The organism is Gillisia sp. Hel_I_86, assembly GCF_007827275.1.
GTDB lineage: Bacteria > Bacteroidota > Bacteroidia > Flavobacteriales > Flavobacteriaceae > Gillisia.
The window spans coordinates 3,227,071-3,239,318 of record NZ_VISE01000001.1; the positions used below are offsets into that span (position 1 = coordinate 3,227,071).

A 12,248-nucleotide genomic window follows, 5' to 3' on the forward strand; every position below is an offset into this window, starting at 1 on the left:
CTATGGCAGAATGGAAAGGACAATCTAGGGGCACCGTTCTAGGATTTAGGATCTATGTCTTTATAATAAAGACTTTCGGATTGTATGCCTCTTATTTTGTACTCCTATTTGTTGCTGCCTATTTCATTTTTTTTTCCTTCAACTCTACAAAAAGCACGTACTATCTTTTCCGAAGAAGATTGAAATATTCAAGATTGAGTGCTGCTTTACAGGTTTATAGAAGCTATTTTACCTTTGGAAGAATCCAGTTGGATAGAATTGCAATCGGGGCAGGTTTGAAAAATAAATACAGTTTTGAGTTTGACGGTATTCAGCATATTAATGAATTGCTGGCAAAGAAAAAAGGGGGAATCCTCTTAACCGCTCATATCGGGAATTTTAATTTGGCGCAACATTTCTTTAGTGATAAACACGATTCGGCAGTTGTAAACCTAATTATGACCGATTTGGAACACGAAGAGATTAAGGATTATTTAGAATCGGTTACAGGAAAGGCTGCTATTAAAACGATTATTTTAAAAGACGATCTTTCTCATATTTTTCTGATGAACGATGCTTTAAAGAAAAACGAACTTTTGGTTTTTGCAGCAGACAGGTATTATAAAAATGCCAAAACTTACACTGAAAAGTTGCTTGGCAAAACGGTTCAATTCCCACAGGGTCCTTTTAAACTTGCAGCACGCAACCAGATACAGGTGTTGTTTGTACATATAATGAGGGAAAAAGATTTTCATTATCATTTTTATGCAAGACCTTATGAAGGAACTTCAGATTCCCCAAAAGAATTATTAAAAGCCTATCTTGGAGACTTGGAAGGGATGGTGGGAAAATACCCGCATCAATGGTATAATTATTACGATTATTGGAACGATTTCAACCCCTCATAGAGGGTTTGATTATCTGTTCTATTGGTTATCTTTATATCTCAAATTTAAAAATATTATCCAATTTATACCTCAAAAGTCTAGCACCGGGGTTATTGATATTAAAGTTTATGACACAGAACTTACTAACAGAACCTATTTTAGATCCTCAACGAATTATTCAGCTTATTCCACAGAAACCACCTTTTGTGATGGTAGACTCTTTATTTGTATATACCGAACTTACAGGCAAAACAGGATTTCTAATTCCAATCGACAATATTTTAGTTGAAGACGGGCGCTTTTCTGAGGCTGGCCTAATTGAACACATGGCGCAAAGTATGTCGTTACATCGCGGGTATCAAGGGTTTTTGTCTGGTTTAGATAAACCAAAAACAGGATTTATTGGAGCTATAACAACTCTTGAAATAAAATCTTTACCTAAAGCTGGTTCCAAGCTTATCACAAATGTTGAAATTTTAAAAGAAGTAATGGGTGTGACCCTTGTAGTTGCAGAAACCTTGAATGAAAAAGGAGAAGTTGTAGCAACATCAGAAATGAAAACAGTAACGGTAGAATAAATGTCCTCAAAGTCCCTTAAATCCCGAATCCAGCTCAAAGTAAGATTCAATGAATGCGATCCTTTACAGATCGTTTGGCATGGAAATTATTTAAAATATTTCGAAGATGGAAGAGAGGATTTTTGTATCCAGCACGGAATTTCTTATTTGGATATGAAAGAGTACGACCTTGCAACACCTATTATAAAATCAAATTGTGAGCATAAACTGCCGTTACAATATGGCGACACTTTTGAGGTGGAAACAAGCTTCCATCCTGTAGATGCCGCGAAATTGGTTTTCACCTATAAAATTTTTAAAGATGATAAATTGGTTTGCATTGGCGAAACAACGCAGGTTTTTCTCAATGAAAGCCAAGAACTTGTATTGATTGCTCCCCCATTTTTCTTAGATTGGAAAAAGAAAATGGACTTGATTTAAATGATGGATATTTTATTACAGGAAGATTCAATTATCTCCCCACTTGGTTTTTCTACTTCAGAAAATATAAAAGCGATTAAAGCTGGGATTTCTGGGCTTCAATTTCATGAAAATTCGAGGTTCGAAAAAGGAGGTTATTATGCAGGAATCATTGATAAAACTTGGTTAGCTGATAATTTTTCTAAAATTGGTGATCCTACAAAATTCACAAAATTGGAGCAAATGATGTTGCTCGCAACCCATAGTGTTCTAAATAATAATCAGTTAGATCTAAGTGAAACAGCCCTTATAATTTCCAGTACCAAGGGAAATATAGATTTGTTGGACAATCCACAAAATTTTTCCAAGGATCGGGCAAGTTTAAATTCCCTGGCCAAGATTATTCAGGCATTTTTTGGTTTTAAGCTTCAACCAATTATTGTTTCCAATGCTTGTATTTCAGGAGGACTGGCAGTTGCAATTGCGAAAAGATTTATACAGGCCGGGAAATTTAATAATGCACTAGTTGTTGCAGGAGATCGGGTTTCCGACTTTGTAGTCTCCGGATTTCAATCTTTTCAGGCGTTGAGTGCTAAGCCTTGTCGACCCTTTTCAATTAATAGGGATGGGATTAGTTTGGGGGAAGGAGCCGCAGCAATTTTAGTAAGCAATATGAAGAGAGAAGGCGATAATATCAGTTTGATTGGTGATGCTTCAGCGAATGATGCCAATCATATTTCCGGTCCTTCGAGAACCGGGGAAGGTTTGTATAAAAGTATTCAGCAGGCTTTAAAGGAAGCAAAACTATCATCTTCAGAAATAGAATATGTTTCGGCTCACGGAACTGCAACTTTATTTAATGACGAGATGGAAGCGGTTGCCTTTAATAGGGCAGGCTTAGCCCATGTTCCCTTAAATAGTTTTAAAGCTTATTATGGACATACCTTGGGCGCTTCGGCTCTTATAGAAACCATTCTTACCAAACATTCATTGCTTAATAATGAATTATATCCTTCGCTTAATTTCGAAGAGTTAGGTGTTTCAAAAGCACTCAATATAATTCAGAAGATCAAAAATAAAGAACTTCAAACAGCATTAAAAACAGCTTCTGGCTTTGGGGGCTGTAATTTAGCCATGATCCTTAAAAAGAGTTTTAATGGGTAAATCTAGAAATCATTTTATCACCAATTCCATTCGTATTAAGAATGAAAAGATCTTCCTGAACAAGGAAACTGTTCTCTCTTTTGATTCTGAAATAGGCTTCCCTCAATTTTTAAAAGATTCATATAAAAAATTAGGGCTGAAATACCCAAAATATCATAAAATGGATTCGTTATGCAAATTGGGGATTTTAGGTTCTTCGGTATTATTAAAGGATCAAAATTTCGATGCAGATACCGCTTTGGTTTTTTCCAATACCTCTGCTAGCCATGATATAGACCTAAAACATAAACAATCTATGGAAAGCATTGTTTCTCCCACTGTTTTTGTATATACCTTGCCAAATATTGTTCTTGGAGAAATAAGCATTAAATATAAGCTACAAAGCGAGAATGTGTTTTTTATTGAAGATAAATTCAATGCGGAATTATTATGGGATTATTCTGAAGCATTACTGAATTCAGGAAAAGTTTCCAGTGTGGTTTGTGGCTGGATAGAACTAAAAAATGAGCAATATGATGTACTTTTGTGCCTGGTTTCAAATAATGGTGAGATCCCGTTTACCAAAGATAACTTAGAGGAATTATACAAATTTGAAAATGAGTGATTTACGCACAGAGCTTAAACAAAGTATTATAGAACAACTCAATCTAGAAGAATTAAACATTGAAGATATAGACAACGATGATGCTCTTTTTGGAGACGGATTGGGATTGGATTCTATTGATGCATTGGAGTTAATCGTGTTGCTGGAGAAAGATTACGGAATTAAATTGACCGATCCCGACCAAGCAAAAGAAATCTTTCTTTCCATTAATAAAATGGCAGGATATATAGAATCGCACCGAACTAAATAGTCCATGAATAAAGGAGTTGCCGTAACAGGAATGGGAATTGTTTCGGCCTTGGGCAACGGGGTAGAAGAAAATTTTAATGCGTTAATTAAATCACTAGACGGTCTTTCCTTTCCTGAAATTTTAAATACCAAACATACCCACCTTCCTGTAGGGGAAATAAAAGTCCCTAATTCCGATTTTGAAAAGAAACTTCAATTAGAAGGGGATCATTCATACACTCGCGCTACCTTCCTAGGAATAATTGCAGCTAAAGAAGCTATAAAATCTTCTGGTTTAACCCAAAAAGAGTTACTTGCTACAGGTTTTATTTCGGGTTCTAGCGTAGGTGGCATGGATGCTACGGAAAAGTATTATTTGGAATACGAAAGTTCTACTGCACATCATCAATTTATCGCTGCCCAACATCCCGGGTTTACGACAAAAAAGATTTCCGGATTTCTTGATATAAAGGGTTTTACCACCACTATTAGTACAGCATGCTCCTCAGGTGCCAATGCGATCATGCTGGGTGCTAGACTTATTAAGGCAGGGGAATTGGATCGTGTGATTGTGGGAGGGACAGATTGTTTAACAAAATTCACGCTAAATGGATTCAATTCATTAAAAATTCTTTCCGAAGAAAAATGCAAAGCTTTTGATGATTCAAGAAATGGGTTGAATTTAGGGGAAGGTGCTGCTTATCTAGTTTTGGAAGCAGAACATTTAATAAAAGACAAAAAAGTACTTGGTCGGGTACTTGGTTATGGCAATGCAAATGACGCTTACCATCAAACCGCATCTTCCGCAACAGGTGAGGGCGCCTATAGAGCGATGAAGGATGCGTTTGAAATTGCTGGTACCGCTGCTGAAAAGATAGATTATATCAATGCGCATGGAACTGCAACCAGAAACAACGATCTTTCAGAGAGCAATGCCTTGAAGCAAATTTTTGGTTCAGAAGTTCCAGATTTTAGTTCTACCAAGGCCTTTACCGGCCACATCTTAGCTGCGGCTGGAGCACTGGAAGCGGTGTTTAGTATTTTATCCCTTCAGAATAATGTGATTTTCCCTAATTTGAATTTTGCGACACCAATGCAGGAATCAGGATTACTCCCAATAACCAAAGTAAAGCACAAACCAATTAATTATGTGCTTTCCAATTCTTTTGGTTTTGGAGGGAATTGTACGTCATTAATCTTCAGTAAAAATGAGTAAAAGCATTTATATAACTGGGATTGGAGCGATATCCGCTCAAACTGAAGAAGCTATTTTTTCAGAAAAACCGGCGATGTATAATTCCAATATTTTTCAGGCGATTTCACCAAATTTCAAAGAATATATTCCTGCAATGGCATTAAGGAGAATGTCCAAGGCGATTAAAATGGGTCTTACAGCAGGAAAAATGGCATTACAGGATGCAAGTGTAGAACTCCCGGATGCTATTATAACCGGGACGGGTGAGGGCTGTAAGCAGAATACTGAAAAGTTTCTGGAAAGCCTGCTCTCTCAAGAAGAGGAGCTATTGACTCCTACTTCTTTTATTCAATCTACGCATAACACGGTAGGAGGACAGATGGCTTTGAATTTAAAATGTACCGGATATAATGTTACCTATTCCCATGAAAGTGCTTCTCTAGAAGCTGCCCTGATAGACTCCATATTATTACTGAACGAAAAACCTTCTTTAAATTCGGTTTTGGTAGGAGGTGTAGATGAAGTTTCTAATAAGCTCACCTCATTTGGATATCTGAATGGATTTTTAAAGCAACAGGAAATAGGGAACTTAAGCTTGTTTTTACATCGTTCCAACGGAACCATTACTTCGGAAGGCGCTTTTTTCTTTAACTTATCGACTAATAATAAACCAGGTTCGTATGCCCAATTAAAAGCCGTATTTAATTTTAATAGCGAATCACCCATAGAAACTTCAGAAAAGATAACGCAGTTTCTATCTGGAAATAGTTTAAAATTAAACGATTTGGATCTTGTTCTTCTGGGGAAAAATGGGGATTTGGAACAGGATAAAATCTATGACGAACTGCAAAATACCATATTTATTGAAACTTGCAAACTTGCCTATAAACATTTGTCAGGAGATTTTAATACAGTCACCGGATTTGCAATTTGGTTGAGTTGTTTAATTTTCAAAAGACAGGAAATTCCGGCTATAATAAAACTCAATGATGTTTCCTGCGCAAATCCTAAGAATATTCTTTTATATAACTTGTCCTCAAGTACCAATCATAGTTTAATCTTGTTGCAAAAACCTTGAATTACAAACCATTTAATATCGTGGTCATCCTACTATTTTTTATGGGAGTGTCCTTGGTATTTTTTGAATTGCTTTCTATTTGGGCCTTGTTCCTCGCTGTTTTAGCCTATCTAATCTTTTTATTGTTGGTCTCAACGAATGTGCAATGGAACTTTTTCGTGAAAGCTCATAACAGCCATCCGAATTTAAAAAACAAAGAAATCGGCCTTACTTTCGATGATGGTCCTGCTGAAAATACCCTGGAAATATTGAAATTATTGAAGAAGTTTGAGATGAAAGCGAGTTTCTTTTGTATTGGCAAGCATATTCAAGAGAATCCAGAAATTTTTCAGAAGATAATTTTGGAGGGGCATATGGTTGGAAACCATACGTTTTCACATACTCGAAAAATGGGATTTTTAAGGACGCATCAAATAATTGAAGAGATTAATAGGTGTAACGGGATTGCATTGGAGGTGGGTAAAGTTGAATTAAAAACTTTTCGTCCGCCCTTTGGGATCATTAATCCGAAGGTAAAAAGGGCATTGGAAACTACAGGACATCAGGTGATTGGCTGGAACCTGCGGTCCTATGATGCAGTTCTAAGTTCTAAAAATTTTATTTTAAAAAGGATCATAAAAAACATAAAGCCCGGAGATGTTATTTTATTACATGATAACAATCTTCTAACGGTAGAAATATTGGAACAATTGTTGTTATTTTTGCAAACCAACAATTATAGATCCGTTAGGGTAGATAATTTATTTAAAATTGATGCATATTCTTAGACTAGCTGTTTTTCTAATTTCGGTCGCAACTTTTGCTCAGACACCTTTAACGGAAGCTGAGACGGTCAAGTTCAAAGAAATTGTTTCCAAGCGTTCCGACGCGTTGGAAAGTTTGTCCAGTGAGTTTATCCAGACCAAGTATATTAAAATGATGAAAGGGACCGCTATTAGCAACGGAAAACTTTATTATCTAGCCCCGGATATTCTTAAATGGGAATATAGAAGACCATATAATTATAAGATTTTATTCAAAGCAAATAAGCTTTTAATTGATGACGATGGTTATAAATCTGTAACCGATCTAAAATCCAATAAGCTTTTCGAAAAACTGGTAACATTGATTTCCGGCAGCATTAATGGTAAATTGTTGGAAGACCAAAAGAATTATGAGGTTTCCTATTTTAAGACCACCAATCTAATTTCTGCGGTTATTGTCCCAAAAGACAGTGGTATTAGAGAAATGTTCAATCAAATAATCCTGCTGTTCGATAGGAATTTTGTAGTGATAACCGTAAGGCTTATGGAAGCTTCCGGGGATTATACAGAGATTGATTTTAAAAACATCAGGTTCAACCAACCGATACATCCAGCAGTTTTTCAGAATTAAAAATTCGACAACTCTTGCCACAAATTCAATTTTCTATCTATTTTAGCAATTCAAAATTCTTAGAAGATGCTTTTAAAAGATTTTTATTCAGTAATAAGTTCAACCGAACTAGAAGGGGAATTCATAACTGAAGTAAAGATCAATAAGGATCATGAACTTTACAAAGGCCATTTTCCAGATAGGCCCGTAACTCCAGGAGTGATTTTAATGCAACTATTCAAGGAGGAAGCCGAGCGAAGAACCAATAAAAAGCTGCAATTGGCAACCGCTGCGAATGTAAAGTTTATGGCGGTTGTTGACCCGAATATTTGTGAAAGGCTAATATTGCAATCTTCGATAGTTTCTGAAAATGGGATATTTAGCCTTAAAGGGATTGCAAAACAAAACGAGACGATCTCTTTAAAGATCAGTGCTACGTATAAGGCAATTTCTTAATACAATTAATTGAATTGGAGCTAATCTGTTCCATTTATAAACAATACTTTTGTTTTTTTAAACCTTTTTTGTTTGAGCGCTGCACCTATATTTCAATCCAGATTTGATGCCTTGCAATGTTGTGTAGTGATCCCAACTTACAATAATGAAAGGACTTTAGCTGCGGTAATCCGGGGTGTTTTGGTGTATACCAACAATATAATTATAGTGAATGATGGTTCTGTGGACAACACCGTCAGTATTTTAAAGGATTTCCCTCAACTTACTATTTTTCATCAACCCGCTAATCAAGGCAAGGGAAATGCACTTAAAAAAGGTTTGCAGTTAGCCGAAAATGGGGGCTATAAATATGCGATCACCTTAGATTCTGATGGGCAACATTATGCTGATGATCTGGATGTTTTTTTAACAGAATTAGAAAAAAAAGGGAGAAACGAGAAAGAAATATTGTTGGTTGGTGATCGCAATATGGGGCAAGATGGGATTCCTGGAAAAAGTTCTATGGGCAATAAATTTTCCAACTTTTGGTATTTGGTGGTTACAGGGCAGCAATTACACGATACCCAAAGTGGCTACAGGCTTTATCCTTTGGAAATAGTTAATAAAATCCCACTATATACCAAAAAATTCGAATTTGAAATCGAAGTTATTGTAAAAGCCGTATGGCGAAAAGTAGATGTGAAAAACATTCCCATAAAAGTTTTATATCAAGAAGGAGGAGAGCGGGTGTCGCATTTTAGGCCTTTTAAAGATATTGTTAGGATCGTGATTCTATATATATGGTTTGTATTGGTAAGTTTTCTATATATTCATCCCAAGAATAAATATCAGGATTTTAAGGAAAAAGGCTTTAGAAAATTTTGGAAAGAAGATGTATTGAAAAGTCAAGAGCCTGCACATAAAAAAGCAGCAGCAATTGCACTTGGGATATTTGTTGGGATCTCCCCATTTTGGGGACTTCATACTTTGCTGGTATTTGTGCTTGCCGCAAGTTTTAAACTGAATAAAGTAATTGCTTTTCTGTTTTCCAATATCAGTATTCCGCCACTTATACCAATAATAATTTATGCTAGTTATCAGGCTGGATCTGTGCTCACGGGCCATGGATTTAGATGGGAGTTGAACTTAACCGATTTTGATTCTACCTCTAAAATAGTTGAAAGTTTATGGCAATATATTTTAGGAAGCATGGCATTGGCAGCATTCATCTCTTTCATACTGTGGATTGTCTTTTATTTCTTATTTTCGATAACTAATCCAAAACAGGTTATCAAGCCATAAATGTTCAACTTTAACCGGTATTTAAAGCAACATAAATTTCTCGCGATATTTTCAGGAATCCTGATTTTATCCTTGTTGATCTTTCTAGCTTCCAAGATAAGTTTGGAAGAGGATATCACCAGCCTTATTCCTGAAGGAGCACAGCAGGACATGCTTAAAAAAGTACTGGATCAAACCGAGTTTTCAGATAAAATAATCCTTACAATTTCTTCAACTTCTGAAGAGGGTTCTCCAGAGGAGCTTACTAAATATGCACAAGGTTTTATAGACAGGATAAATTCTGATCTACCAGAATACGTAAAAAACATTCAAGGAAAAGTGCCGGAGGAAGGGATCTTGGAGATTTATGATTTTGTCTATAATAATTTGCCTTTGTTTTTGAATAATTCAGATTATGAAAAAATAAATAACTGGCTGGAAATAGACACCATTCAGCAGCGCTTAAAAGACGATTATAAAAGCATTATTTCCCCAACTGGACTGGTAACCAAGGATTTTATTTTTAAAGATCCACTTTCCTTTACAAACCTTGGTTTGAAAAAACTGGAAGAATTACAAGTAGGTGACGAGTTTAAACTATATAATAGTTACCTGTTAACTAAAGATGAAAAGCATTTATTGCTCTTCCTATCTCCAACTTTTCCAGCTTCAGAAACGGATAAGAATTCCATTTTTATTGAAAAATTGAAGGAAATTCAAAATTCCTTGAATTCTGAATATTCCGGGGTGAATTCACAGTTCTTTGGAGGGGTTTTATATTCTGTTGCAAATGCAAACCAGATTAAAAAAGACATTAAACTAACACTCGGTTTTGCCAGTGGCGTACTCTTGCTGCTTTTGATTTTTTATTACAAAAGGACTTATATTCCACTAATATTATTTATTCCAAGTATCATAGGAGGAACAACTGCCATTGCAGTGTTATATGTCTTTAAAGGAAGTATTTCAGCAATTTCAGTAGGAATTGGAGCTATTTTATTGGGGATCAGTCTAGATTATGCCTTACATATTCTAACGCATTATAAGAACAACAACGACCTTGATCATTTATACAAAGATGTAACAGTTCCTATATTAATGAGCAGCAGTACAACCGCAGTTGCATTTTTATGTTTGTTGTTCGTTAAAAGTGAGGCAATGAACGATCTCGGAATATTTGCTGCAATAAGTGTGCTGGTAGCTTCTTTAGTTGCACTAATATTAATCCCTATTTTGTATAAAGTTCCAAAAGAGAAGCTTACTGTAAAAGAGACATTTATAGATAAAATTGCAGGAATAGCCTATCACAAGAAATTACCATTGGTAATTATAATCTTAGGCTTGTTTGTTTTTAGCCTTTTTTATTTTACCAAGGTTCAATTCAACAATGATCTTTCAGCGATTAATTTTGAACCTATAGAGATCAAACAAGCTGAAAAGGAAGTTCAGGCTATAGCAGGGAACGCAGCAAAATCCATCTATCTGGTTACCTATGGAATTACTACAGACGAAGCTCTGGAAGCCAATAATGAACTTTATGAGAAGCTAAGTTTGCTTAAAAAATCTGGGGAGCTTGAAGAATTTAGCAGCATTGGGGGAGTGGTGCTTTCTACAAACACTCAACTGGAGAAAATCAAAAAATGGAAAGAATTTTGGACAGAGGAACGTCAAGAATTCCTTAAAAAAACATTAGTCGCTGAATCGTCAGAATTCGGGTTTAGACCAGAGAGTTTTGAAAGCCTATATCATCAAATTTCCAAAGATTTCGATCCTATTTATCTAGATGACTATAGAAATACAAAGACCTTATATCTAGATGATTTTTTAGCTTCCAAGCAAGACCTGGCGACGGTAACTACTTCTATAAATTTAAATTCAGAAAAGGCTGAGGATATCCTCTCTACTTTAAAGGAATCCAAAAACGTAGTGGTGATAGATAGAAAACAAATAAGCCAGGGTTTTTTAGGGAATTTAAAGAGTGATTTTAATCAATTAATAAGTTACTCGATACTTGCGGTTTTTCTAATTCTTTTACTTAGCTATAGATCCTTTGTTCTAAGCTTCTTCACGCTGCTTCCCATAGGGATTAGTTGGGTGATCGCCTTAGGGATGATGGCTTTCTTCAATATTGAATTCAATATTTTAAACATTATAATTTCCACGTTTATTTTTGGATTGGGCTTGGATTATAGCATTTTCATCACCAACGCATTTTTGAAGGAATATGAATTTGGAACCAAAGTGCTTAAAACCTGCCGCATTTCCATTTTACTATCGGTATTTACCACTTTATTGGGGATTGGCGCGTTGTTCTTTGCGAAGCACCCAGCCTTGAAGTCAATTTCCATAGTTTCCATAATAGGGGTTTTTTCGGCGGTATCGGTTGCTTTTATTTTACAAGGCGCTATCTTCGATTTCCTGTTTCTTAGGCCTAGAGAGAAAGGTTTAGCACCCTATACTGCTTTAGGTTTATCTATTAATTTCAATAAAAACTTCACAAAAGATAGATTATATTTCAAGAAAGAGATTATTGCCAATTACAGGTATAAAAAAGCGTTCAGCGCAGTAAGAAAGGATTTTGAAAAGAACAGGGATCGCTACCTTAAGCTTGCAGATTTAATGGGAAATGAAAATATCCTTCATTTTTATTCAGGTTTTGGGCTACTGCCAATTTACCTACATTTCAAGAACCCTGGGAATTTGGTTACCGGATTGGAATTAGATCCTGAGAAACTCCAAATTGCAAACAATTGCTACGCAGCACAATCTGATAGGGTAGCGTTTAAAAATGAACTTTCAGAAAATTTCTCGGAATTCAAGTCGATTGTAATTTCTAAATCTAATAATAAAGAATTTGAAAAGGAAATCCATAAATTAGTTGCGAAACAAGTTCAAAAAGTGATTATTTTGGATGAAGCCTACGCTTATCAATGGATTGTAGACTCAAATTTCGAGATCCTTTACCGCCAAAATGGAGTGATCTTGCTTCAAAAAATGGTTTAACAAACCGAAAGATGAAACTGAAAATACGAAGGTCAATAGTTATGTGCATATCAATTTATAATGT

General features: G+C 35.5%; 13 protein-coding genes. All 13 read left to right on the forward strand.

The genetic code is table 11. The features are described from left to right. Window positions 1-2 precede the first annotated feature (2 nt). The 13 genes from JM83_RS14490 to JM83_RS14550 all read left to right on the forward strand — a co-directional run bounded on the left by JM83_RS14490 (window position 3) and on the right by JM83_RS14550 (window position 12,184). Window positions 3-887 carry a lipid A biosynthesis acyltransferase gene (locus JM83_RS14490; protein ID WP_144962863.1) on the forward strand — a complete coding sequence of 295 codons (885 nt, stop codon included), beginning with the start codon at window positions 3-5 and terminating at the stop codon, window positions 885-887. A gap of 107 nt (window positions 888-994) precedes the next feature. After that, entirely contained in the window at window positions 995-1,444 is a 450-nt protein-coding gene (locus tag JM83_RS14495) for a hypothetical protein (protein ID WP_144962864.1), read from the forward strand. After that, the gene (locus tag JM83_RS14500; protein WP_144962865.1) at window positions 1,445-1,864 is read left to right on the forward strand and encodes an acyl-CoA thioesterase; all 420 of its coding nucleotides are present in this window, start codon (window positions 1,445-1,447) and stop codon (window positions 1,862-1,864) included. Beyond that, window positions 1,865-3,007 carry a beta-ketoacyl-[acyl-carrier-protein] synthase family protein gene (locus JM83_RS14505; RefSeq protein ID WP_144962866.1) on the forward strand — a complete coding sequence of 381 codons (1,143 nt, stop codon included), beginning with the start codon at window positions 1,865-1,867 and terminating at the stop codon, window positions 3,005-3,007. After that, complete coding sequence (locus JM83_RS14510) at window positions 3,000-3,611, forward strand: hypothetical protein (RefSeq protein WP_144962867.1); 612 nt, start codon at window positions 3,000-3,002, stop codon at window positions 3,609-3,611. Before JM83_RS14505 ends, JM83_RS14510 begins: the two co-directional genes overlap by 8 nt. Continuing rightward, window positions 3,604-3,861 (forward strand): phosphopantetheine-binding protein, encoded by a 258-nt coding sequence (locus JM83_RS14515; protein WP_144962868.1) that lies wholly within the window; start codon window positions 3,604-3,606, stop codon window positions 3,859-3,861. The genes JM83_RS14510 and JM83_RS14515 overlap by 8 nt, the downstream gene beginning before the upstream one ends. A gap of 3 nt (window positions 3,862-3,864) precedes the next feature. Next, a complete protein-coding gene (locus tag JM83_RS14520; RefSeq protein WP_144962869.1) occupies window positions 3,865-5,055 on the forward strand; it encodes a beta-ketoacyl-[acyl-carrier-protein] synthase family protein in 1,191 nt (396 codons plus the stop codon). Beyond that, window positions 5,048-6,112 carry a beta-ketoacyl synthase chain length factor gene (locus JM83_RS14525; protein WP_144962870.1) on the forward strand — a complete coding sequence of 355 codons (1,065 nt, stop codon included), beginning with the start codon at window positions 5,048-5,050 and terminating at the stop codon, window positions 6,110-6,112. Before JM83_RS14520 ends, JM83_RS14525 begins: the two co-directional genes overlap by 8 nt. Beyond that, window positions 6,109-6,879, forward strand: a complete 771-nt coding sequence (locus JM83_RS14530; protein WP_144962871.1) for a polysaccharide deacetylase family protein — start codon at window positions 6,109-6,111, stop codon at window positions 6,877-6,879. Before JM83_RS14525 ends, JM83_RS14530 begins: the two co-directional genes overlap by 4 nt. Next, window positions 6,866-7,486: a LolA family protein gene (locus tag JM83_RS14535; protein ID WP_144962872.1), complete on the forward strand. Its 621-nt coding sequence runs from the start codon at window positions 6,866-6,868 to the stop codon at window positions 7,484-7,486. The genes JM83_RS14530 and JM83_RS14535 overlap by 14 nt, the downstream gene beginning before the upstream one ends. Before the next feature lie 66 nt (window positions 7,487-7,552). Continuing rightward, window positions 7,553-7,921 carry a hydroxymyristoyl-ACP dehydratase gene (locus JM83_RS14540; RefSeq protein ID WP_144962873.1) on the forward strand — a complete coding sequence of 123 codons (369 nt, stop codon included), beginning with the start codon at window positions 7,553-7,555 and terminating at the stop codon, window positions 7,919-7,921. A gap of 72 nt (window positions 7,922-7,993) precedes the next feature. After that, complete coding sequence (locus JM83_RS14545; RefSeq protein ID WP_144962874.1) at window positions 7,994-9,202, forward strand: DUF2062 domain-containing protein; 1,209 nt, start codon at window positions 7,994-7,996, stop codon at window positions 9,200-9,202. After that, the gene (locus JM83_RS14550) at window positions 9,203-12,184 is read left to right on the forward strand and encodes an MMPL family transporter (RefSeq protein WP_144962875.1); all 2,982 of its coding nucleotides are present in this window, start codon (window positions 9,203-9,205) and stop codon (window positions 12,182-12,184) included. Window positions 12,185-12,248 lie beyond the last annotated feature (64 nt).

Bases quoted from the DNA above. Each gene is read 5' to 3' on its own strand.
- JM83_RS14490 (WP_144962863.1), top strand. From the start codon at position 3: ATGGCAGAATGGAAAGGACAATCTAGGGGCACCGTTCTAGGATTTAGG.
- JM83_RS14495 (WP_144962864.1), top strand. From the start codon at position 995: ATGACACAGAACTTACTAACAGAACCTATTTTAGATCCTCAACGAATT.
- JM83_RS14500 (WP_144962865.1), top strand. From the start codon at position 1,445: ATGTCCTCAAAGTCCCTTAAATCCCGAATCCAGCTCAAAGTAAGATTC.
- JM83_RS14505 (WP_144962866.1), top strand. From the start codon at position 1,865: ATGATGGATATTTTATTACAGGAAGATTCAATTATCTCCCCACTTGGT.
- JM83_RS14510 (WP_144962867.1), top strand. From the start codon at position 3,000: ATGGGTAAATCTAGAAATCATTTTATCACCAATTCCATTCGTATTAAG.
- JM83_RS14515 (WP_144962868.1), top strand. From the start codon at position 3,604: ATGAGTGATTTACGCACAGAGCTTAAACAAAGTATTATAGAACAACTC.
- JM83_RS14520 (WP_144962869.1), top strand. From the start codon at position 3,865: ATGAATAAAGGAGTTGCCGTAACAGGAATGGGAATTGTTTCGGCCTTG.
- JM83_RS14525 (WP_144962870.1), top strand. From the start codon at position 5,048: ATGAGTAAAAGCATTTATATAACTGGGATTGGAGCGATATCCGCTCAA.
- JM83_RS14535 (WP_144962872.1), top strand. From the start codon at position 6,866: ATGCATATTCTTAGACTAGCTGTTTTTCTAATTTCGGTCGCAACTTTT.
- JM83_RS14540 (WP_144962873.1), top strand. From the start codon at position 7,553: ATGCTTTTAAAAGATTTTTATTCAGTAATAAGTTCAACCGAACTAGAA.
- JM83_RS14550 (WP_144962875.1), top strand. From the start codon at position 9,203: ATGTTCAACTTTAACCGGTATTTAAAGCAACATAAATTTCTCGCGATA.